Source organism: Rhodococcus sp. 2H158, assembly GCF_053764755.1.
This window is the reverse complement of the sequence record NZ_JBSNCE010000013.1, coordinates 133,935-154,659: the sequence shown is the minus strand read 5'-3', so window position 1 is coordinate 154,659 and position 20,725 is coordinate 133,935. Positions and strand designations below refer to the sequence as shown.

The 20,725-nt window shown below is 71.6% G+C and carries 19 protein-coding genes; 8 read left to right on the top strand and 11 right to left on the bottom strand.

Going from position 1 to position 20,725, the window contains the following annotated elements; genetic code table 11:
* Positions 1–250: 250 nt before the first annotated feature.
* Positions 251–379: a hypothetical protein gene (locus ACWPOB_RS14950; protein WP_455401297.1), complete on the top strand. Its 129-nt coding sequence runs from the start codon at positions 251–253 to the stop codon at positions 377–379.
* A 253-nt stretch (positions 380–632) separates the two neighbouring features.
* Here the strand turns inward: ACWPOB_RS14950 and ACWPOB_RS14945 are convergent, their stop codons facing one another.
* The gene (locus tag ACWPOB_RS14945) at positions 633–2,015 is read right to left on the bottom strand and encodes an aminotransferase-like domain-containing protein (RefSeq protein ID WP_455401296.1); all 1,383 of its coding nucleotides are present in this window, start codon (positions 2,013–2,015) and stop codon (positions 633–635) included.
* An 87-nt stretch (positions 2,016–2,102) separates the two neighbouring features.
* On the opposite strand from ACWPOB_RS14945, the gene ACWPOB_RS14940 reads away from it, so the two are divergent.
* On the top strand, positions 2,103–3,329 hold the full coding sequence (locus ACWPOB_RS14940; protein ID WP_455401295.1) for a benzoate/H(+) symporter BenE family transporter: 1,227 nt from the start codon (positions 2,103–2,105) through the stop codon (positions 3,327–3,329).
* A 120-nt stretch (positions 3,330–3,449) separates the two neighbouring features.
* Positions 3,450–3,914 (top strand): GNAT family N-acetyltransferase, encoded by a 465-nt coding sequence (locus ACWPOB_RS14935; protein ID WP_006930966.1) that lies wholly within the window; start codon positions 3,450–3,452, stop codon positions 3,912–3,914.
* 475 nt (positions 3,915–4,389) lie between these two features.
* Here the strand turns inward: ACWPOB_RS14935 and ACWPOB_RS14930 are convergent, their stop codons facing one another.
* Positions 4,390–5,958 carry an HD domain-containing phosphohydrolase gene (locus tag ACWPOB_RS14930; protein WP_455401294.1) on the bottom strand — a complete coding sequence of 523 codons (1,569 nt, stop codon included), beginning with the start codon at positions 5,956–5,958 and terminating at the stop codon, positions 4,390–4,392.
* 137 nt (positions 5,959–6,095) lie between these two features.
* On the opposite strand from ACWPOB_RS14930, the gene ACWPOB_RS14925 reads away from it, so the two are divergent.
* Together ACWPOB_RS14925 and ACWPOB_RS14920 are read left to right on the top strand one after the other, a co-directional pair.
* Complete coding sequence (locus ACWPOB_RS14925; protein WP_455401293.1) at positions 6,096–6,827, top strand: hypothetical protein; 732 nt, start codon at positions 6,096–6,098, stop codon at positions 6,825–6,827.
* Between the two features lie 75 nt (positions 6,828–6,902).
* Positions 6,903–7,310 (top strand): hypothetical protein, encoded by a 408-nt coding sequence (locus ACWPOB_RS14920; protein ID WP_455401292.1) that lies wholly within the window; start codon positions 6,903–6,905, stop codon positions 7,308–7,310.
* A gap of 59 nt (positions 7,311–7,369) precedes the next feature.
* Here the strand turns inward: ACWPOB_RS14920 and ACWPOB_RS14915 are convergent, their stop codons facing one another.
* The 7 genes from ACWPOB_RS14915 to mftA are packed head-to-tail and all read right to left on the bottom strand — an operon-like array spanning position 7,370 to position 15,024.
* Positions 7,370–9,340: a mycofactocin system FadH/OYE family oxidoreductase 2 gene (locus ACWPOB_RS14915; RefSeq protein ID WP_455401291.1), complete on the bottom strand. Its 1,971-nt coding sequence runs from the start codon at positions 9,338–9,340 to the stop codon at positions 7,370–7,372.
* Positions 9,337–10,149 carry a mycofactocin-coupled SDR family oxidoreductase gene (locus ACWPOB_RS14910; RefSeq protein WP_455401290.1) on the bottom strand — a complete coding sequence of 271 codons (813 nt, stop codon included), beginning with the start codon at positions 10,147–10,149 and terminating at the stop codon, positions 9,337–9,339. Before ACWPOB_RS14910 ends, ACWPOB_RS14915 begins: the two co-directional genes overlap by 4 nt.
* 37 nt (positions 10,150–10,186) lie before the next feature.
* Positions 10,187–12,085 (bottom strand): mycofactocin system FadH/OYE family oxidoreductase 1, encoded by a 1,899-nt coding sequence (locus ACWPOB_RS14905; protein ID WP_455401289.1) that lies wholly within the window; start codon positions 12,083–12,085, stop codon positions 10,187–10,189.
* Positions 12,086–12,101: 16 nt separating this feature from the next.
* Positions 12,102–13,277, bottom strand: coding sequence for a pre-mycofactocin synthase MftD (gene mftD, locus ACWPOB_RS14900; RefSeq protein WP_100058004.1), 1,176 nt, complete (start codon positions 13,275–13,277; stop codon positions 12,102–12,104).
* A 35-nt stretch (positions 13,278–13,312) separates the two neighbouring features.
* Positions 13,313–14,560 carry a mycofactocin radical SAM maturase gene (gene mftC, locus ACWPOB_RS14895; protein WP_100058005.1) on the bottom strand — a complete coding sequence of 416 codons (1,248 nt, stop codon included), beginning with the start codon at positions 14,558–14,560 and terminating at the stop codon, positions 13,313–13,315.
* Positions 14,561–14,608: 48 nt separating this feature from the next.
* On the bottom strand, positions 14,609–14,902 hold the full coding sequence (gene mftB / locus ACWPOB_RS14890) for a mycofactocin biosynthesis chaperone MftB (RefSeq protein WP_170914118.1): 294 nt from the start codon (positions 14,900–14,902) through the stop codon (positions 14,609–14,611).
* Between the two features lie 26 nt (positions 14,903–14,928).
* Positions 14,929–15,024 (bottom strand): mycofactocin precursor MftA, encoded by a 96-nt coding sequence (gene mftA / locus ACWPOB_RS14885; RefSeq protein ID WP_065922321.1) that lies wholly within the window; start codon positions 15,022–15,024, stop codon positions 14,929–14,931.
* A 124-nt stretch (positions 15,025–15,148) separates the two neighbouring features.
* Between mftA and mftR the strand changes: the two genes are divergently transcribed.
* The gene (gene mftR, locus ACWPOB_RS14880) at positions 15,149–15,808 is read left to right on the top strand and encodes a mycofactocin system transcriptional regulator (protein ID WP_100058006.1); all 660 of its coding nucleotides are present in this window, start codon (positions 15,149–15,151) and stop codon (positions 15,806–15,808) included.
* Positions 15,805–16,614, top strand: a complete 810-nt coding sequence (gene mftM, locus ACWPOB_RS14875; protein WP_050035574.1) for a mycofactocin oligosaccharide methyltransferase MftM — start codon at positions 15,805–15,807, stop codon at positions 16,612–16,614. Before mftR ends, mftM begins: the two co-directional genes overlap by 4 nt.
* 89 nt (positions 16,615–16,703) lie before the next feature.
* Here mftM and ACWPOB_RS14870 read toward each other — a convergent pair whose 3' ends face one another.
* Both ACWPOB_RS14870 and ACWPOB_RS14865 read right to left on the bottom strand, forming a co-directional pair.
* Positions 16,704–18,338 carry an ABC transporter permease gene (locus ACWPOB_RS14870; RefSeq protein ID WP_455401288.1) on the bottom strand — a complete coding sequence of 545 codons (1,635 nt, stop codon included), beginning with the start codon at positions 18,336–18,338 and terminating at the stop codon, positions 16,704–16,706.
* Entirely contained in the window at positions 18,335–19,297 is a 963-nt protein-coding gene (locus ACWPOB_RS14865) for an ABC transporter ATP-binding protein (protein WP_455401287.1), read from the bottom strand. Before ACWPOB_RS14865 ends, ACWPOB_RS14870 begins: the two co-directional genes overlap by 4 nt.
* A 155-nt stretch (positions 19,298–19,452) precedes the next feature.
* On the opposite strand from ACWPOB_RS14865, the gene ACWPOB_RS14860 reads away from it, so the two are divergent.
* A complete protein-coding gene (locus ACWPOB_RS14860; protein WP_455401286.1) occupies positions 19,453–20,670 on the top strand; it encodes a lipase family protein in 1,218 nt (405 codons plus the stop codon).
* Positions 20,671–20,725: the final 55 nt, after the last annotated feature.

Here is a 20,725-nt window from a genome sequence, read left to right as displayed (position 1 = left end):
CCCCTGCGGGCGGCGCAGAACGAGGTTTTCGAGAGGCTCGCTGCCAGAGGATTCGCATCGTCTTGGCACAATCCCCAGGACAGCGCTGTGGTCCGTCTCGTGATCCGCAAGTGGTGACAGCTGCCGGCAGCCCGGGGCGGCGGGCCCGCGATTGTTCCCGATGGTGGTTGCTTTCGCTACGTGCAAGCGGGGACTTCGGGGGTCGCCGATCGGCACATTGGTGCAGGAGTTCTACCGCGATCATGCCGACGTGCCCTGGCCGCACCTGGGGGCGCGGCTCGCTGCCGCGAACACCCGCATCGTCGCCCTGGTCCGCGAGCTCGACAACGACGAACTGTACGGGGCGCCCTGGTGCCGCACGTACACCGCGGGGGGATGATCCAACTCAACACCTCGTCGCCCTACACCACTGCGCGCCGCCGCCTCCGCTCCTGGCTGCGCGACAACGGTCTGTGAACCGTCGCACCATCGACCGTGCGCACCGCTCGCGGTGACGACGCTGTGGTGGTCCGCTGCTGGACCGTATTTCTCACCTTGCCTGCCTCGCCGAGATCAAGCCAACCGACACCCAACACATCGACAACTGACCGGCGCAATTTCCGGCGCGGGACGCTGGTTCGCACCACCGACCCTCACCGCTGGAGGATTTCGGAGAGTCGCCTGATGCCTTCGGCGATCTGGGCTTCGGTTGCGGCCCCGTAGGAGAAGCGCAGGAACGGTGCGGGCGGTTCGTCCACGAAGAAGTGACTCCCGTCTCCGATGAGCACCCCGGCCGCGTACGCGGCGGTGCAGATCTCGCGGGTATCTGCGTCCTGGGGCAGCCTGGCCCAGAGGTGAATGCCACCGTGCGGGACGCACGGGATGCGGATGCCGGGCGTCGTGGCGTGGATCGCGGAGGCAAGTGCGTCGCGTCGCGTCGCGAGCTCTGCGCGCAGGCGTTTCAGGTGCCGGGGCCACACATTCGAGGTGAGGAGACCGCAGGCGATTTCCTGCACCAGCGGCGCGACGCAGAGGTCGTCGGCGGTGCGAGAGGCCCGGAGCCGTTCGCCTGCCGGGCCGCGCGCGATGACCGCGCCGAGCCTGAGACCTGGGGAGGCAGGCTTCGAAAGGGTGAGGATCGATACGACGTGTCCGTGGGGGTCTTCGGTGAAGAGGGGGGCTGGGGCCTGTCCGTCGATGCCGAGGTGTCTGGCCCAGTCGTCCTCGATGATGAACGCGCCGTGCCGGGCGGCGAGTTCGAGCACCTGCTTCCGGCGCTCTGCACTGAGGACCGCGCCGGTGGGGTTCGCGTAGCTCGGCTGGAGGTAGACCACTCGCGCTCGCGTGCGTTCGAGTTCGTCGGCGAGACGGTCGACCAGGATCCCGTCGGCGTCGGCGGGTACCGACGAGAGGTTGAGGCCCGCGCTCTGCGCAGCGAGGATCGCGCCCGGATAGCTCGGACTCTCGGTGATGACCGCCGACCCCGGCTCGGCGAGTGTGCGCATCGTGAAGACGAGGCCCTGCTGCCCGCCGGAGACCACAAGCACGTCGTTCGGGTCGGCGCGGTATTCGGAGGCGAGGATCCGCCGCAGTTCCGGCGATCCCGCCGGCGGCGTCATCATCCAGGCACGACCGCTCTTCGCCGCACGCGAGCCGATGCGATGCAGTTCCTCGTTCGGCAGTAGTTCGGGGGCGAGGTATCCCCAGGAGAGCGGGATGTGGTCGGGAGTACCGTAGCCGCCCAGGCGAGCGGCCCGGTCGGCGTCCACTCTGGCGCGGCCGAGCGCCTGAGACTGCCAGGAAAAGTCCGGTTCCGGTAGTCGTTCGCGGCCCGCCACGAACGTTCCCCGTCCGGGCTCAGCCCGGACCAGCCCGAATGCGCTCAGTTCCGAGAGAGCTGCCGAGACGGTGGCTGCACTCGCCTGGAACTCTCCCGAGAGTTCTCGCACACCTGGCAGTTTCTCCCCAATACGCATCGTCGCGATCCGCTGGCGGAGGCGTGCCGCAATTTCCGAGGCTCTGTTATCATTCGACATGAAACTAGTGAATAACGTTACTCAAGTTTCTGCAAGATTGTTACGCCATCGAGTGGGCGTGATGTCAGCAGTCTCGGTGGCGCACCGATGAGCCGGGGTTCCTCTGTGCTGCGGGATGTCTCAGTCTCCGCGGTCGTCGCGGGCTTCCTCTCGGCGCTCATCAACTTCGCAGGCCCGTTCCTGATCGTGCTCGAAGCCACCCGTGCCGCGGGTCTGAACGAGGCGCAGACCGCGTCGTGGGTCTGGGCGGTGGCGATCGGCAACGGCGTGTGCAGCATCGCGCTGAGCCTCTTCACCCGTATCCCGGTGATCGTCGCTTGGTCGACGCCCGGAGCGGCGCTGCTGATCGCCTCGCTCGGCGGCTTCTCGTTCGCCGAGGCCGTCGGCGCGTTCCTCGCCGCCTCGGTCGCCGCCGCAGTGGTCGGGTACACCGGCTGGTTCGGCCGGCTACTCGCCAGGGTGCCCGGCCCGGTGCTACAGGCTCTGCTCGCCGGGATCCTGCTGCCCTTCGTCGTGACCGCAGCGGGCGCCTTCACGAGCGCGCCGCTGATCGCGGGGAGCATCGTCGTCGCCTTTTTTCTCGGCAAGCGCTTCTTCGACCGATACGCAGTGCTCGCCGGACTCGTCGCCGGGCTCGCGGCGACCGGGGCGACCGGATCCTTGCGCGAAGTCGCGCCGTCGCTCGCGCTCGGCGGCCCTGTGTTCACGATGCCGGCGTTCACCCCGGCCGCACTCGTGAGCATCGCGCTGCCGCTGTTCATTGTCACGATGGCCTCGCAGAACGCACCCGGGCTCGCCCTGCTCCACTCGCAGGGGTACGAGCCGGACGACCGCCTGCTCGTCGGTGCCATCTCGACGGTCTCGGCGATCCTCGCGCCCTTCGGCTGCCACGGCATCAACCTCGGCGCGATCACGGCGGCGATCGCGCTCGGCCCCGAGTCGCACCCGGATCGCGCAAAGCGCTACATCGCGGGCCTCTCGGGCGGCCTCACCTACCTGCTCGTCGGCTCGTTCGGGGGCGTGCTCGTGGCCGGGTTCCAGGCGATCCCGAGCGAAACGGTTTCGGTACTTGCTGCCGTCGCCCTGCTGGGCTCTGCCCTCACCGCACTGAAGGGTGCGATGGGCGGCGATACCCACACCGGGATCGCGGCCCTGACCACGCTCGCGGTCACCATGTCGGGCGTCGTGTTCTTCAGCGTCGGTGCCGCGTTCTGGGGCCTCGTCGCGGGCAGCGCCGTGTACCTCCTCCTGGCCCCACGCCAGCTGGGAACCCGAGCAGGCAAGGCAAGAAAGGAGAACGCAGTGATGACGTGACCGAAGCCTGGGCGCGGCGCATCCCGCATCGAATATTCAATCCTCGCGGGCAGAGAACGCTCAGACAGTAGCTGGCAGTACCGCTCTGCCGAGACCTTCAACCACCGATAGGAGCCACCCATGGCAACGACCACAATTCCGACGATCCGGCCGCTCGCCCCTGCCGACGAGTGTCGCTGGCGTGTCCTCTTCCGCGAGTACCGCGAGTTCTACAAGCTGCCCGAATCCGAGGACATCGTCTCCCGCGCATGGGGATGGTTCATGGATCCCCGACACGAATGCAAGGCTCTCGTTGCGGAAGCGGACGGCGAGATCCTCGGGTTCGCACACCATCGCCGGTTCTCCTCGCCCTACACCGGCACCACCGGCCTCTTCCTCGACGACCTGTTCACCGACCCCGCAGCCCGAGGCCGGGGCGTCGGACGTGCACTGATCGGCCGTCTCACCGAGATGGCCACCGCCGAGGGTCGCGCCGTGGTGCAGTGGGTGACCGCCGAAGACAACCACCAAGCCCAGGCGCTCTACAACACCCTCGCCACGCGAACGAGCTGGGTTACCTACGAGGCCGAACCGTCTGCGAAGTGAGCACTGCACCATGAACCCGCTGTCGCCGGAGACCCTCTGAGTGGTAGCACAGGGCGGCGGAAATGCGAGTTGATCCATTGGCCTGCCCTCGACGGTATTGGGGCCGCCCAGAGCCGGCCCTAATACCGTCTAACCATGTCCTCCCTGCGGATCCTCGACCGGTATGTCGTCGACGATGATCGGTGCGTTGGCTCGTCTCCGTACCAGCCTCGAAAGCCGGTGCAGCAGCACCGCATCAGGCAAGCTGACGGAGTGACGGATCATCACATGCAGTGGCGTCCACCAACTCACCTGCCGGTGTTGGTGACCGAGTTGCCGGGTGAACGGCGCGTACCGACCCGACCCGACCCGACCCGCTGAACCTTGCACAGCGCCTGCGGGCCGGCCGGGAAAACCCCGACGAGCGAACCGGGTTCGACGACGACCGGTCCGGCCGCGGTGCGGCGCTCCCCGTCGCCCGCCGCGCGCCTGCGGGTCACCAAGCCAGCCCGAGATCGACGGCGGCCAGGCCGGCCCGCGTGCGGTTGTCCACACCGAGCTTGGCGTAGACGCGCTCGACGTGGTTGCGGGCCGTCTTCTCCGCGATGCACAGCTCGTCGGCGATCTGCCGGTTGGACCGGCCCCGGGCGACGAGCCGCAGCACCTCCACCTCGCGGGCGGTCAGCCCGGCCGGCCAGGGCGCGCGCCGCACCTGCCGGTGCCCGGCCGCCGTCAGCACCGCCTCGACCGCCTCGGCGTCGAGGCGCCCGCGGCGTGCCTCCTGCCGCAGGCGGTCCGCCGCGTGTTCGGGGGTGAGCGCACCGCGATGCGGCCGGGGTTCCCCGAAGCGCTGGTACGTCTCCGCCGCGGCGAGGAGGCGATCGGCGACACTCAGGTCGCGGCCGCGCACGCCGCTGGGATATCCGGAGCCGTCGAGGCGTTCGCGGTGCGTCGTCGCGACGGCGACGACGTCCTCCATGCCGGTGACGCGGCTGAGGATCCGCCCGGTCAGGTACGGGTACAGCCGGACCCGCTCCCATTCGGCGCCGGTGAGCGGACCGGGCTTCTCCCAGATCCGGTTGGACACCCCCATCCGGCCGAGGCCGTGCACGAGCCCGGCCCGGTAGAGCACCTCGACGTCCGTCGCCGGCAGGCCGCGCAGGCGGCCCGCGGCCGCGGTCAGGTCGGCCACCGCCCGTGAATGCCCGAGCAGGCAGGGAACTTTCAGGTCGACGAAATCCGCCATCGCCCGCAGCAGCGCGTCGAGTTCGTCGCCGGCGAGGACGCGCGCGCGGTCGGGCGCCCGATCCAGCGCCGCCGCCCACGCGTCCTGCTCGAGCAGACCGTCGGTGAGCTCGCCCGCGGCCTCCTGGAACACCCGCGCCACCCGCGGACAGAACTGGGTCCCGCTGCGCGCCCGCGCGACCTCGACGGCCCGCCCCGGACCGCCGGCCCGCAGATGGACCTCGGAGACCTCCGCGAGGTGCACGATGTGCATCTCGAGCGGGATGTCGTCGCCGCGCACACCCGCGGGCAGCCCGGCGCCGTCCCACCGTTCGAACGCGTAGGCCAGGGCCGCGCCGACCTGCCGGTCGAGCCCCACCCGGTCGGACAGCGTCCCCGCCGAGGCGCAGTGCGAACCGATCAGCTCGGCCATGCGACGGCGGGCGGTCAGCAGGAACGCGACGACCTCGACCCCGCGACGCGCGCCGTCGAGCCCGCGCCCGACGTGGCTGGTCAGCATCCGCAGGAACGGCAGCCCCGCCATGTCGACCCGGTAGGTGTCGGCGCGGAGTGCGATGTCGTCGCCGAACAGCTGCGCCAACTCGTGCGAGTCCGCGTGACATCCGATCCAGGCGACGAGGTTCGCATAGTAGATGACGGCCTGCTGCTGGGCGTCCAGGCCCATGCGCTCGGCGATCCGTCCGGCCAGCACGGCGGACCGCAGCATGTGCTCCATCGGCTGCCCCAGGCCCAGATCGATCGCCAGGGACAGCGCGGCGAGCAGCTCGGCGCGCCGCGGCCCGTCCCGCGGGCCCGGAGACGACTCGCTCCTGCGCTGCACGGCCCCATTGTCCTCCGCTGCCGGGGCCGGGGCGCCCGGCCGGACGGATGCCGAAGATGAGGCATCGGCCCCATGCTTCCGGTCACGACGCGGCGCACGATCGGGAGGACCGTATTCGTACGCCGAGGGAGGACGACATGAAGACCACACCGCAGACAGCCGCCGAGGAGCCCCGCGCCCTGCCCCGGGTCGCCGGCGAGCGGTTCACCGGGTACGCGGTGATCGGGGCGCCGTTCGCCAGCGGGCACTGTCTGGCGCTGCGCCGGTTCACCGCCGGGTCGGTGGGCCCCGCCTTCACCGCGGTCTGGCACCGCGACCCGCAGGGCCACTGGACCGTCTACAGCGATGCCGCGCCGGAGCACGGATGCGCCCGCTACCTCGGCGCCGCCCTGACCCGGACGGTGCGCACCGACGTCGCCGCCGAGTGGGCCGGCCCGTCCCGGTTGCACATCACGGCGGGCGACGACGTCGTCTGGGACGTACGGGTGTCCTCGTCGCCGGCCACCACCCTGGCGACCCTGGCCGGCCGGCTGCTGCCGGGCGGGGCGCGGCACAACCCCGCGGTCCTGGCCGCCGTGGCGCGCGTCGCCGGCCCGGTCCTGGGCGCCGGCCGGATCCGGCTCACCGGCGACGTGCCGAACGGACAGTGGTTCCGCGCCGCACCGCGCCGGTTGTGGTCCGCCCGCACCCTCGCCGCGGTGGTGGGCGGCGTCGACCTCGGCCCCGACGGGCCGCTGCCCGAACAGGAGCGGCTCGGCGATTTCCGGATTCCCCAGCGCGCCCTGTTCGCGACCGTCGATGCCTGGTTCGAGCCGTTCGATCCGCGGCGGCACGCGCCGGCGTCCCCGGGCGGTGCGCTCACCTGCTGACCCGCGCCGGCACTTGCGCGTGCGATGATCTTGTGGACCATCGAGGGGGTGCCATTGTCTGAAAGCATCGTGCCGGTGACGGGTAGACGAACCACGCGGGGGGCGTCCGAGGACCCCGTGTACGTTCCGCTGCGCAGCATCTCCGAGGCGGCGGCGACGCTGCAGGAGTCGGTGTCGCGGCAGAACGCCACGGACTACTACGAGGTCCGGGCGGCGATGGATGCGGAGTACTACTGGCGCGCCGTGGTGCAGACCTTTCAGATCGCCGACGAGTCGTTCCTGCACGCCTCGCGCGGCACCCAGGACGGTGCCGACATCTCGGCCCACGTCATGGCCCGCGCCGCGGACTGGGTGGCGAAGACGGAACTGGCCGTGGAGGGCTCCCGGATGTACGGGGCGCTGGTCGCCTTCACCCAGGGTGTGGGCGACGGGTACGCGGCGGTGGAGTCGTGGGCCGACGCCACCAAGCGCGCGAGCCGATAGGCCGCTGCGCGGCCGGTGCGTCCTTTGGGTTGCTCCTGCCGCCCAAAGGACGCACCGGGCTACAGCCCCACCGCCGCCCGCTCCCCCTCGACGATCGCGGCGTGTGCCCGTCGCGGCGTGACCGCGTCGCCGATCCGCACGACGTGGAAGGCACTGTCGCGCAGCGCTACCCAAAGCTCGTCCACGGGGTCCTGATGGGTGGCCACGACCACCGCGTCCACCGTGCGGGTGTGCGCGACGGCGGTCGGGTGGTGCCACAGCGCGACGTCGAGCCTGCCGCCGGTCTCGGTGACGGCGGTGACGAGCGTGTCGGTGAGCTGCGCGATGCCCTCGGCGTGTGCCCGGCGGGTCCAGCCCTCCATGTCGAGGGTCAGGCCGAGGTCCTGTCCGACGATCATCCCGGCCGTGCAGACCGTGACCGCGGCGCCGCGGCCGGCGAGCAGTGCGGCCACCGACGTCGCCTGGTGGAAGCCGACGTCGTCGACGACGAGGACGTCGCCCTGCGGGGACACGCGGCCGTCGAGCACGTCGCGGACGTCGACGACGAGCGCGGTGTCGCCGGCCCAGTCCGGGCGCCGCGGGCGCGCCCCGGTGGCGACGACGACCGCGTCCGGTCGGTGCTCCTGCACGAAGGCGGCGTCGACGTGCACGCCGATACGCATCTCGACGCCCGCGCGGCGGCATTCGACCTCGAGGCTGTCCACCATGCCGGCGAGTTCGCCGCGGCCCGGAGCGGTGGCGGCCGTGCGGATCTGACCACCCAGGGCGGGTGTGCGCTCGCACAGGGTGACCCGGTGCCCGCGCTGCGCGGCGGTCGCGGCGGCGCGCAGGCCGGCCGGGCCGCCGCCGACGACCAGCACGCGCCGGCCGGGGACCGCCGGATCGGGTAGCAGCTGCGCCTCGCGGCCGGCGCGGGGGTTCTCCACGCAACCGATCCACCGGCCGAGCCCTACCCGGCCGATGCACTCCTGGTTGCAGGCCAGGCACGGACGCACGGCCTCGTCGTCGCCGGCGAGGGCCTTGGCGGCGAAGTCGGGGTCGGCGATCTGCCCACGAACAACGCCGACGAGGTCGCAGCGCCCCTCGGCGAGGGCCGCCTCGGCCTGGGCGGGGGTGGTGAAGCGTCCGACGCCGACGACCGGCAGCCGCACCCGCCGCCGGATCGCGTCGGGCACGAACAACGCGTAGCCGTGGGGCGTGGCCATGGACGCCTCGATCAGGTGCAGCGTCTCGGTGGCCACGCCGATCGAGGTGTTCAGGTAGTCGACGTGCCCGCTGTCTTCGATCATGGCGGCGACGGCGACGGCGTCGTCGAGGGTGATCCCGCCGTCGGTGCCGTCGTGCCCGCTGAGGCGGACCCCCACGACCAGGTCGGACCCGACCGCCGCGCGCAGCGCCGCGACGACCTCGAGCAGGAACCGCGCCCGGTTCTGGAGCGGTCCGCCGTACCGGTCGGTGCGCAGGTTGGTGCCCGGGGACAGGAACTGCCGCACGATCGACGCCTGCGAGCACTGCAGTTCGACCCCGTCGAATCCGCCGGCACGGCAGTGCTCGGCGACGCGGGCGTACCCGCCGACGAGGTCGCGGATCTCGTGCTCCTCGAGCGCCTTGGGCACCTCCCGGAACAGCGGGTCGGGCACGGCGCTGGGCGCCCACAGCGGCAGGCCGGTGTACATGCCGCAGCCCTGGGCGCCGTTGTGGTTGAGCTGGGCGAAGATTCGCCCACCGCGGGCGTGCACGGCGTCGGTGATCCGCCGGTACCCGGGCACCACCGCGGGGTCGTACCCGCGGATCAGCTTCTCGTAGGGCCGGTCCGTCGGGTGCACGGTGTGCTCCTCCGAGACGATCAGCCCGGCTCCACCGCCGGCCCGCGCCGCGTAGTACGCGGCGTGCTGCGCGGTGGGCAGCCCGTCCTCGGCGAAGTTGGTCAGGTGCGCGGAGAACACCACCCGGTTGCGCAGCGTGACCGGGCCGAGCCGCAGCGGGGCGGCCAGCCGTGGGTGCGGTCCGGCGGAGCAGGTTTCGCTCACACCTTCGAGTTCCCCTGGTCGAGGGCCATCTGGCTGCCGGTGACGGTCCGGGCGCGGTCGCTCGCGAGATACAGCACGGCCTCGGTGATGTCGTCGACGTCGGCGATCGGCTTCTCGGTGAGGATCGGGGCGAAGCTCGGCAGCCAGTGCGGGTACTTCTCGAACAGCGTCAGCGCGCCCTGGTCGGTGCCCATCGGGGTGTTCACGCCGTACGGGTGGATGGAGTTGACCCGGATGCGGTATTCGCCGAGTTCCTTGGCGGCGCTCTGGGTCAGGCCGACGAGGCCGAACTTCGCGGCGGCGTAGTTGGCCTGGCCGGGCATGGCCTTCAGCCCGGCGACGGAACTCACGACGATGATCGACCCTCCGTTGCCGGCCTCGATCATGGCGGGCGCGGCGGCCTTGAGGGTCTTGAAGACGCCGGTGAGGTTGATGTCGATCAGTTCCTCGAACTGCTCGTCGGGCATCTCCCAGAAGCGGTTCCAGTTGCAGATGCCCGCGTTGGCGACGACGACGTCGAGGCGGCCGAACTGGGCGACGCCGTCGTCGACGACGGACTTCAGGGCGGCGCTGTCGCGCACGTCGGCGATGCGCGCGTGGATCTTCGCCCCCTCGGCCTCGACGAGCTGGACGGTCTCGTGGAAGTCGGCTTCGGTGACCGGTGCGTAGGAGTTGTACTCCGAGACGGGACCGGCGATGTCGACGCCGATGATCGACGCGCCCTCCCGCGCGAACCGGATCGCGTGGTTGCGCCCCTGACCGCGCGCAATGCCGGTGATGAACACGACCTTGCCGTCGAACTCGCCCATTCGTCGATCCTTCCGATCCGTAGCAGTCTGCAACAGGTTACAGTTCGGATCCGAGCGTGTGACCCTCCCGCACCGCCTGGTGGACACTTCGCGGCGCCAGGCAGTCGCCGATCCGCGTCAGCCCGGTCCGGTACAGGGTGTCCTCCGGCAGCCCCGGGGCGCAGTCGACGAGCAGCGCGCCGGCGACGTCGGTGCGCCGTCCGGTCAGCCGGTGCTCGAGTTCGACCGCGTCGGCGCCGACCCGTCGCACCGTGACCCCGAGGTGCCGGGCGACCCCGGCCCGCTGCAGCCGGGTGTTCGCCGCGACCAGGTCGCCCGTCGGCGCGAGCCGCGCCCCGGCGATCGGGTCCGTCGTGGCGTACGAGACGGTATAGCCCTGGGCGGCAAGCTGTTCCGCGATGCCCACCGCCACGGGACCGCCGACGGGATCCCACACCACGACCGGCCGCACGGCGATCGGGCCACCGGCCAGCAGGCCGGCTGCGGTGACGTAGTGGCCCTCCTCGGCCGGGTACTCGGGCGGCCGGTCCCGGCTGCCGGTGGCGAGCACGACGGCCTCGCCCGCGGCCACGGCGTCCTCGAGTTCGCCGGCGGTGACGGCACGACGGGTGTCGATCCGCACGCCGAGCGCGCGGCAGCGGGCCTCGAGCCAGTCGACGAGCGCGGAGAGCGTGTCGCGCCCCGTGCCCACCGCCGCGGTGCGCAGCATCCCGCCGACGCGTCCGGCGCGCTCGACGAGGCGGACCCGGTGACCGCGCTCGGCGAGGACCCGGGCGGCCTCGAGCCCGGCCGGTCCCCCACCGACGACGAGGACGTCCCGCGCGGCGGCGGCCGGAGGCTGCGGTGCGCGCGTCTCGTGCCCGGCCTCCGCGTTGCCGATGCAGCCGACCCGGGGATTGCGGAAGTCGCGCACCAGGCAGGCCTGGTTGCACAGCACGCACGGCCGCGGCGAGCGGCCCTCGCGCACGGCGGTGACGAGGTCCGGATCGGCGATCTGCGCGCGGGTCATCTCGACGAGGTCGCCCACCCCCTCGGCGAGGGCGCGCTGCGCGGCGGCGGGGTCGACGACGCTGCCCTGCAGGACGACGGGGACGGCGCCCGCCACCGCGTCGCGGACTGCGCGGCACAGTCCGGCGTTGAACCCGGCCGGTGTGTGCGCGTCGGGCCGGTACGCGCCGGGGGCGTAGAGGCCGCCTCGCACGACGGTGAGCAGATCCAGGTCCGGCGCGAGGTCGCGGGCGTGACCGGCGGCGTGCTCCGGAGTGATGCCGGCCCAGGGCGCCTCCTCGTCGCAGCTCAGGCGCAGCGCCAGGATCCGCCCGGGACCGAGTTCGGCGCGCACGGCCGCGACCACCCGCCGCAACAGCAACGACCGGTCGGCGCCGTAGCGGTCGGTGCGCCGGTTGGTCAGGCCCGAGAGGAACTGGCGCAGCAGCGCGGTCGGCCCGGCGTCCAGTTCGATCCCGTCGACATCGGCGGCGACCGCGACCGCGGCGGCGGCGCGGAATCCCTCGATCACCGCATCGATCTCGTCGTCGCCGAGCTCCATGGGCAGTTCCCGGACCGCGGGGTCCGCCACCCGCGACGGGGCCCACAGCGGTGCCTGGGTCCACGCGCTCGAGCCCTGCAGCCCGGCGTGGCCGAGACCGGCCAGCACCAGGGTGCCGTGCGGCCGGCAGGCGGCGACGACGGCGGCCCATCCGGGGCCGCACTCCGCGGCCAGGGGTGCCCGCTCGTAGGGCTGGTCGTGCGGGTGCACGGAGGCGACCTCGGTCACGAGCACCCCCGCGCCACCGCGCGCGCGGCGCTCGTAGTACGCCACGTGTTCGGACGAAAATCTCCGTCCGGCACCGAGATTGGTTTCGTGCGGCCCGAAGAGCACCCTGGCCGGCGCAGGGCGTCCGGCCAGGGTGATCGGTTCGGTGAGGGTGCCCATCGGCAGGTGGGACCGCTCAGATTCCGAGATCGCGCCGGAAGCCCGGCGGGACGACGATGTCGTCGGGGGTCAGCTCGTGGATCGACGTCTTGCCGAGGCCGATGAGCGCGGACCCGATGCCGCCGGCGAAGATGTCGAGGACGTTCTCCACGCCCGCCTGCCCGTTCGCGGCGAGGCCCCACAGGTAGGCGCGGCCGAGCATCACGGCCTTGGCGCCGAGGGCGAGGGCCTTGACCACATCGCTGCCGCGGCGGATGCCGCCGTCGAGCAGCACCTCGATGTCCTTGCCGACCGCGTCGGCGATCGCCGGCAGTGCCCGGATCGGGGCCGGCGTGCCGTCGAGGTTGTTGCCGCCGTGGTTGGACACCGAGATCGCGGTGACGCCCGCGTCGACGGCGCGCTTGGCGTCGTCGACCCGCATGACGCCCTTGAGCATGAACGGTGCGTCGCCCCACTGCTCCCGCAGCCACGCCACGTCCTCCCAGGTGGGCAGCGGGGTGCCCATCCACTCGCCGTAGGCGCCGAAGAACGTCGGGGCACTGCCGCCGGGCGGGGTCAGGTTCGGGGTGGTCAGGTCCGGCACCTTGCCGGTCTTCGCCCAGTCGAGCAGCCAGCTCGGCCGCAGGATGCCCTCGGGGGCGAACCGGAACATGGCCTTGAGGTCCATCTTCTCCGGGATGGCGGGGCTGCCCCAGTCGCGGCCGCTGGAGAACGACCAGTCCAGGGTCATGATCAGGCCCTTCGCGCCGGCGGCGCGGGCCCGCTCCATCCGCTGGACCAGCACGTCGCGGCTGCCCACCCAGTACATCTGGAAGAAGGTCTTGTCGTTGGCCGCGGCGACCTCCTCGATGGACTTGCTCGCGAACGAGCTCAGCCCCATCGCGGTACCGCGGGCCGCGGCGGCACGGGCGACGGCGACCTCGCCGTCCGGGTGCACCGCCTGCACTCCGGTCGGGGAGATCAGCACCGGCAGGGCGATGTCCTGACCCATCACGTGGGTGCCCATCTCCCGCTTGTCGGACAACCCCGCCACGTGCGGGGCGAAGCCGAGCTCGCCGAATGCCGTCAGGTTGTCCTCGACGGTGATGCCCTTCTCGGAGCCGGCCACGAGGGCGCCGTAGACGGACTTGGGGAGCTTCTTCTTCGCCCGTTGCTGCGCGACCGCAACGGTTTCGAACCATTCCTTGGACATGGATCTGCCTCTCCTACTTACACGAACGGGGCCGGCTAGTGCATTCCGGCGAGCGGGTTTTCGTCGCAGGCCCGCGACGGCGGGCGCACCATCAGCTGCAACGGGACGGGGGCGCGCGGGGTGCGGCGCTCACCGGTGCGCGAGTGGTCGACGCTGGACTTGGGCACGGTGCGATCGGCGCTGAGCGCGGATTCGCCGTAGCCCTGGACACATTCGGGATCCGGCCCGTCCATCGGCAGACCGGTGAAGAACTTCGCGGCCATGCAGCCGCCGCGGCACGAATCGTAGAAGGTGCACTTGCTGCAGGCCCCGCCGGTCTGCGGCGACCGGAGTTCGGTGAACAGCTCGGAGTGCTGCCAGACCTGCTGGAAACCGCCGTCCGACAGGATGTTCCCGGCGAGGAACTTGTCGTGGATGGCGAAGGGGCAGGCGTACACGTCGCCCACCGGGTCGATCAGGCACACCACCCGGCCCGCGCCGCACAGGTTCAGCCCCGGCAGCGCACCGGCGCCGTCGCTGCCACCGAAGGCGGACAGGTGGAAGAACGAATCGCCGGTCAGCACACCCTCGCCGTGTGCGACGAGCCAGTTGTAGAGCTGCCGCTGCTGCTCGTGGGTGGGGTGCAGGTCGTCCCACACGTCGACGGCACGGCCGGAGGGACGCAGGCGGGTGATGCGCAGCGTCGCGCCGTACTCGTCGGCCAGGGCCTTGAACTCGTCGAGCTGGTCGACGTTGTGCCGGGTGACGACGACGGAGATCTTCGCGTCGCGGAATCCGGCCTCGGCGAGGTTCTCGAGGGCACGCACGGCCATCGCGAACGAGCCGGGGCCGCGCACGGCGTCGTTGACCTCGGCGGTGGCGCCGTCGAGGGAGATCTGCACGTCGACGTAGTCGGAGGCCGCGAGCCGCGCGGCGACCTTCTTGTCGATCTTGACGCCATTGGTGGAGAACTTCACGCCCACCTGGTGCTCGGTGGCGTAGTCGACCAGCTCCCAGAAGTCCGAGCGCACGGTCGGCTCTCCGCCGCCGATATTGACGTAGAACACCTGCATACGCTGCAGTTCGTCGATGATCGCCTTGCACTGTTCGGTGGTCAGCTCGCGCGGATCACGCCGGCCGGACGAGGACAGACAGTGCACGCACGACAGGTTGCAGGCGTAGGTCAGCTCCCAGGTCAGGCAGATCGGGGCGTCGAGACCCTTCTCGAACTGGTCGACCAGGCGGCCGACCTTGGGCGGGCCGGAAGCTTCTCGTACTGCGGCGGATTCGAGCACAGAGGTCATGGGCTGCGTCCTCGTCGGTGGGGCGGGCGGGAGGGGGACCGGCGGGGTCTAGGCCGGCACGATCATGTGGGAGTCGGCCAGGGTGGCCAGCGCCCGCAGGTACGGACGTGCAGCCGACTCGTCGATTCCGTGCGCGGCGAGCGCGGCCCGCACGGACGGATGCTGGTGCAGGGATTCGACGATCTCGACGATCGTGGTGTTCTTCAGGAACGAGAGCTTGCGGGTCCCGAAGTGGTAGAGCAACGCCCCGAACGGCTCGGGGCGAAGCGCTACCTGCGGGTGCAGCCTCCACGTCGTATCCGGATCGAACCCTGCCGAGTCGACCTTCTGCGAGTCGAACACTGTGGTGGCGGCGTCGGCGGACACGATCAGTACACGCCGCACATGCCGTCGATGGACACCTCTTCCACGAGGGACTCCTCGACCAGGTCGGACTCGACGACGGTGTTGTCACGATCGGACATCAACTACCTCCTCGGATGGGGACTCCACGAGCGGAGCCCGGCGTCACAGACCCGTTGCGCTGTGACTCGGTTCACCACTGTAATGGCATCGAGTGCACAATGTCACCCATGGAAGGCTCACACCATGCGTAGCCGCCGGAAACCGTCCGCTCGGATAGGTCGCCGCCCCTCCACCACGAGAGAGGGGCTGAGCGCGATCGGGATCGAACTGTTCCGCGCCCGGGGATTCGACGAGACCAGCGTCGACCAGATCGCCGAAGCCGCCGGCATCGCCCGCCGCACCTTCTTCCGGTACTTCCCGTCCAAGAACGCGGTGCCGTGGGGCGACTTCGACGGCCACCTCGAACAGATGCGCGCCCACCTCGACGCACTGCCGGGCCACGTTCCCCTCGCCGAGGCGCTGACCTCGGCGCTGCTCGACTTCAACACCTTCCCCGAGTCCGAGGCGACGCTGCACCGCGACCGCATGGACCTGATCCTGCGGGTACCGGCGCTGCAGGCGTACTCGGTGGTGATGTACGAGGGCTGGCGCCGGGTGATCGCCGAGTACGTCGCGCGCCGCGTCGGCGCCTCCGCCGACGACCACTTCCCGCGCACCGTCGGCTATCTCGTGCTCGGCGTGGCGATGGCGGCGTACGAGCAGTGGCTCGCCGACGACTCGCTCGCGCTGCCGGAACTCTTGTCCGCCGGCATGCGCGCCCTCTACAGTGGCCTCGACGCGGCCGTCCCGTCCGCCGACGGTCCCGACGCGTCCCCCTCCTCGAAAAAGGCTGCGCTGCAATGACTGTGCTCGACTCACTCGCCCCCTGCCCGCCGGGCCGGTGGTCCCACGCCCACGTCACCGTCGAGAAGGTGAGCTCGGGCCCGATCGCCCTGCGCCGCGAGGGCGACCGGCTGCACGTGACCCACTCGCTCGGGCCCGACGACCTGAGTGAACGCCTCGTCGCCGGGGTCACCGCGTCGATCGCCGGCAGCGACCTCGGACAGGAGGAGTTCGAGTTGACGATGGTCGGGCTGGTGCGCTCCACCCTGCCCGACGCCCTCGACGCGTGGGTCACCTACTACCGCAACTCGCTCACCGAACTGCTGGACGGCACCGCCGGGTTCGCCCCGATCCACGACAAGGCCGCCGAACTCGTCCGCGGCCGCGTGCTGGATCTCGGCTCCTGCTTCGGATTCCTCCCCCTGCGCCTGGCGCGCGCCGGGATCGCCGTGACCGCCACCGACATCCTGCCCGGCACCATGACCCTGCTCGACGCCGTCGCGCCGCGGCTGGGCCTCGAGGTGGACACCGTCGTGTGCGACGCGGCCCATGTGCCCGTTCCCGACGACAGCGCCGACACCGTGACCGCGATCCACCTGCTCGAACACGTCGACGCCGCGACCGGTGCGGCCGTCGTCGCGGAGGCGCTGCGCATCGCCCGGGAGCGCGTGGTGATCGCCGTGCCGTTCGAGGACGAGGCCACCGCCTGCCACGGCCACGTGCGCACCTTCGACCTGCCCGCCCTGCGCACCCTCGGTGAATCCACGGGTCTCGCGTTCGAGGCGTTCGAGCACCACGGCGGCTGGCTCGTGCTCGACGCGCGCTGATCCTGAGTCGGCCTCCCACGCAGTGACCGAATGTCACATCGCAGCAGTCGGATCGACGCGATGTGACATTCGGTCGCCGCCGCGGGCGGTCACTGGACGACGAGGTCGCGGCGGCGCATGGCGCTCACCCCCGCCGTCGCGGTCGCCACGGCGACGACCAGCAGCACCAGCAGCGGCAGCGGGCGCATCTCTGCGGCCGGCAGGGCCGGGACGTGGACGAACGGCGACAGGTCCAGCACCGCCTGGGGCAGGTCCAGCAGGGCGCCGAGCTGCCCGATGATCAACCACACGGCGAAGACGCCCCATGCGACGCTCGACGCCCGGCGCGGCGCCACCCCGACGCACAGCACCGCCATCGCGCCGACCACGAGCACGGCCGGCACGAACGCCAGCGCGGCGGGCAGCAGATTGCCGAGCGGACCGGTGACGTCGCCGATCGTCATTCCGTAGGAGACGGCCAACGCGACGCCCGTGACGACCTGGAGCACAATCACTCCCACCGTCACCACGGCGATGTGCGCGAGCATCCACGGCACCCGCCCGAGGGCCGTCGACAGCACCGGCTCGACCCGGCCGGACGTCTCCTCCCCGTGCATCCGCAGCACCGCCTGCACCGCGTATCCGCTGGCGAACAACGCCATCATCAGGAAGATCATCGCGAAGTACGCGTCGGTGATCGCCTCGGCCCCGCCGCCGAGCTGCTTCATCATGTCGGCGACGGCACCCTCCTCGTCGAGGAAGTTGTCCATCTCGTTCGCGACGCTGCCGTAGGTGGCGGCGAGGACCGCAATGCCGAGCGCCCACCACATCAGCGTCGTGCGCTGCACCCGCCACGCGAAGCCCGCGGCGGTGGGCAGCCACGTCGCCGCGCGGTCCGGCCCCGGCCGCGGCTGCACCAGCCCGGCTCCGTGATCCCGTCTGCCGGTCAGCACGTACGCGGTCCACGTCGTCGCGACGGTGAACGCGGCAAACAGCAGCAGGATCCACCACGCGTCCACGTCGTACGGCCGGATCTGCTGCGCCCACCCGATCGGTGACAGCCACGACAGCCACATGCTCGTGACGCTGACCCCGCCCGGGTCGACGGTGCCCGCGCTGTCGCCGACGGCGCGAAGCAGGAACGCGACCCCCAGCGCCGCGCCGGCCAGCCCGTTCGCGGCCCGGGCACCCTCGGCGACCTGCGCGGTCACTGCCGCGACGGCCGCGAACGCGACACCGGCCGCCCCGGTGGCCGCTCCGAGCGCCAGAGACCCGGACAGCGGCAGTCCGAAACCGAGGGAGACGACCGTGAGCAGCAGCGCGAGCGCGACATTCGCCGCGGCGACAACGATCAGGGCGGCGGTGAGCAGGGCCCGCCGACCGACCACATTGGCCCCGACCAGTTCCGCGCGGCCGGTCTCCTCGTTCTGCCGGGTGTGCCGCACCACGGCCATGGTGCTCATCAGGCCCGCCGCCAGAGCGAGGAACAACAACGTCTGGGCCGCGACGACCGCTCCGAAGCTGTCGCCGGAGACCAGGCCGTTGGTGGCCAGCACCACCGGGGACACGGCGGAGCTGACGGCGATGAGGTGCAGGTCTTCCTGCGCCGGATAGAGCCCCTTCAGGCTCGACACCGAGATCGCGTAGACGATCGTGATCGCGGCCAGCCACACCGGCAGCTGCACGCGGTCGCGGCGCACCGCCAGGCGTACCAGCCGGCCGGTGCCGACGAAGGCGGCACTCATGCGCCGGCTCCCTCGCCGGCGGCCGGCCGGCCGTGCGCGAGCCGCTCGCCGGGCATGTGGATGTGCTCGCCCGGCAGTTCGTCGCCGTAGTGCCGCAGGAACAGTTCCTCGAGGGTGGGCGGGGTACTGGTGAGCGACGTGATGCCGAAGCCGAGCAGCTCGCGCAGCACCGGGTCCATGTAGGCCGTGTCCACCTCGCACCGCACCCGTAGTCCGTCCACCTGCAGGTCGTGCACCCCGGGCATCGCGTCCAGCCCGGCCACCGGGCGCACGGTGTCGGCCACCACCGAGGTGCGGGTCAGGTGCCGCAGTTCGGTCAGCGTGCCGGATTCGACCGTGCGGCCCTGCCGGATGATGGTGACCCGGTCGCACAGCGCCTCGACCTCCGCGAGGACGTGGCTCGACAGCAGCACCGAACACCCGTCGGCGACGGCCTCGCGGACGCAGTCCCGGAACACCTCGTCCTTGAGCGGGTCCAGGCCCGAGGTGGGCTCGTCGAACAGGAACAGTTCCACGTCCGAGGCGAGCGCGGCGACGATCGCGACCTTCTGCCGGTTGCCCTTCGAGTACGTGCGGGCTTTCTTGGTGGGGTCGAGCTCGAAGCGTTCGAGCAGTTCGGCACGGCGGCGTTCGTCGATGCCGCCGCGCAGGCCGGCGAGCAGATCGATCGCCTCGCCACCGGTGAGATTGGGCCACAGATTGACTTCGCCGGGCACGTAGGCGAGCCGCCGGTGCAGGTCCACCGCGTTGCGCCACGGGTCGCCGCCGAGCAGTTCGGCCCGGCCGGAATCCGCGCGCAGCAGCCCGAGCAGGACGCGGATGGTGGTGGATTTCCCGGAGCCGTTCGGGCCGAGGAACCCGTGTACCTCGCCCCGGCGGACCTCGAGGTCGAGACCGTCGAGAGCGCGGGTGGTTCCGAACGACTTGACGAGTTGTTCCACGGAGATCGCCGCCGACATGCTGCCGAGGCTACGCCCCTACCGGCGTCCGTGTGGCGACGAATCGCGGAGAGGGCGGGGTCGGGTGAACCCTCGCAAATCGGTCGCCTAGGCTTCGCCGGGATCACTGGTTTTCGAGGAACGGCACCGGTCGGTGCGCTGGAGAGGTGGGGGACGTGGCCGGACGGCTCGGTCGGGGAATCCGCAATGCGGTGGCGGGCGCAGTGGCGGCGTGCGCCGCGGTCGCCGGTGCCGGCACCGCGGTGGCCACACCCGTCTACCCGGCGTCGCCGACCGACCCCTTCTACCGCGCGGCCGCCGACGTCGCCGTCGCCCCTGCCGGCGATGCGCTCGAGGTGCGGCGCGTGCCCGCGCCGCCGGGCATCGTCGACGTCGAGGCGTGGCAGGTGCGTTTCCGGTCGACGGATTCGGCCGGTCACCCGATCCCCGCGGTGACGACGGTCCTCGCCCCCGTCGGCAAGGCCCCGGACGGCCCGCTGCTGTCGTTCCAGCACGTCATCAACGCCCTCGGCACGCACTGCGCGCCGTCGCAGACGCTGTGGGCGAGCGACCCGAACCTCGCCGTCCGGGAAGCCCCCGCCCTCAACCTCGTTCTCCGGCGGGGCTGGACGGTCGCGATCCCGGACCATCTCGGGCCGAACAGCGCCTACGGCGCGGCGCGCCTCGGCGGGCAGATCACCCTCGACGGCATCCGCGCCGTGCAGCGGGTCCCCGAGCTGCAGCTCGCCCACAGCCCTGTCGCGCTGGCCGGCTACTCCGGCGGTGGGATGGCCACCGGGTGGGCCGCGGCGCTGGCCCCGACCTACGCCCCCGAGCTGAACCTGGTGGGTGCGGCGATGGGCGGCGTGCCGATGAACATCCGCAAGATGGCCGAGGCTCTCGGCGAGAACCCGCACCCTGCCTTCGGTCTCGCGTTCGCCGCCGCGCTGGGTCTGGAACGCGAGTATCCCGAACGGATGCGGATCAGCGCCGACCTGACCCCGGCGGGTGTGGAGATGCGTGACGCGCTGGCCAACGCCTGCACCAACGACATCCTCGCGCGCGGCGCCGGGGGCAGCCTGCGGCAGGTGAGCACCAACGCCCGCCTGGCCGACGACGCCGCCGCGGTCGCCGTCGCGGAGGAGAACAGCCTCGAGCTGTATCCGGGCGTGCCGACCGTGCCGGTATTCGAATGGCACAGCCCCACCGACGCACTCATCCCGGTGGACGCCATCGACGCCACGCTCGACCGCTATTGCGCCGCGGGTGCGCCGGTACGCCGTGTCGAGACCCCGAGCCCCGACCACATGTCGGCGGCGGTGCTCGGCCTGCCGGATGCGTTCGAGTTCCTCGGCGAGCGGTTCGACGGGGTGGCCCTCACCGGGACCTGCTGAACTACGTACCGGGCTTCCCGCCCCCGGCTCGACGGAACCGTCGGGCCCCCCGGGG

Bases quoted from the DNA above. Each gene is read 5' to 3' on its own strand.
- mftC (WP_100058005.1), bottom strand. From the start codon at position 14,560: ATGACCTCTGTGCTCGAATCCGCCGCAGTACGAGAAGCTTCCGGCCCG.
- ACWPOB_RS14935 (WP_006930966.1), top strand. From the start codon at position 3,450: ATGGCAACGACCACAATTCCGACGATCCGGCCGCTCGCCCCTGCCGAC.
- ACWPOB_RS14870 (WP_455401288.1), bottom strand. From the start codon at position 18,338: ATGAGTGCCGCCTTCGTCGGCACCGGCCGGCTGGTACGCCTGGCGGTG.
- ACWPOB_RS14905 (WP_455401289.1), bottom strand. From the start codon at position 12,085: ATGGGCACCCTCACCGAACCGATCACCCTGGCCGGACGCCCTGCGCCG.
- mftA (WP_065922321.1), bottom strand. From the start codon at position 15,024: ATGTCCGATCGTGACAACACCGTCGTCGAGTCCGACCTGGTCGAGGAG.
- ACWPOB_RS14945 (WP_455401296.1), bottom strand. From the start codon at position 2,015: ATGTCGAATGATAACAGAGCCTCGGAAATTGCGGCACGCCTCCGCCAG.
- mftD (WP_100058004.1), bottom strand. From the start codon at position 13,277: ATGTCCAAGGAATGGTTCGAAACCGTTGCGGTCGCGCAGCAACGGGCG.
- ACWPOB_RS14940 (WP_455401295.1), top strand. From the start codon at position 2,103: ATGAGCCGGGGTTCCTCTGTGCTGCGGGATGTCTCAGTCTCCGCGGTC.
- ACWPOB_RS14865 (WP_455401287.1), bottom strand. From the start codon at position 19,297: ATGTCGGCGGCGATCTCCGTGGAACAACTCGTCAAGTCGTTCGGAACC.
- ACWPOB_RS14910 (WP_455401290.1), bottom strand. From the start codon at position 10,149: ATGGGCGAGTTCGACGGCAAGGTCGTGTTCATCACCGGCATTGCGCGC.
- mftM (WP_050035574.1), top strand. From the start codon at position 15,805: ATGACTGTGCTCGACTCACTCGCCCCCTGCCCGCCGGGCCGGTGGTCC.
- ACWPOB_RS14925 (WP_455401293.1), top strand. From the start codon at position 6,096: ATGAAGACCACACCGCAGACAGCCGCCGAGGAGCCCCGCGCCCTGCCC.
- mftR (WP_100058006.1), top strand. From the start codon at position 15,149: ATGCGTAGCCGCCGGAAACCGTCCGCTCGGATAGGTCGCCGCCCCTCC.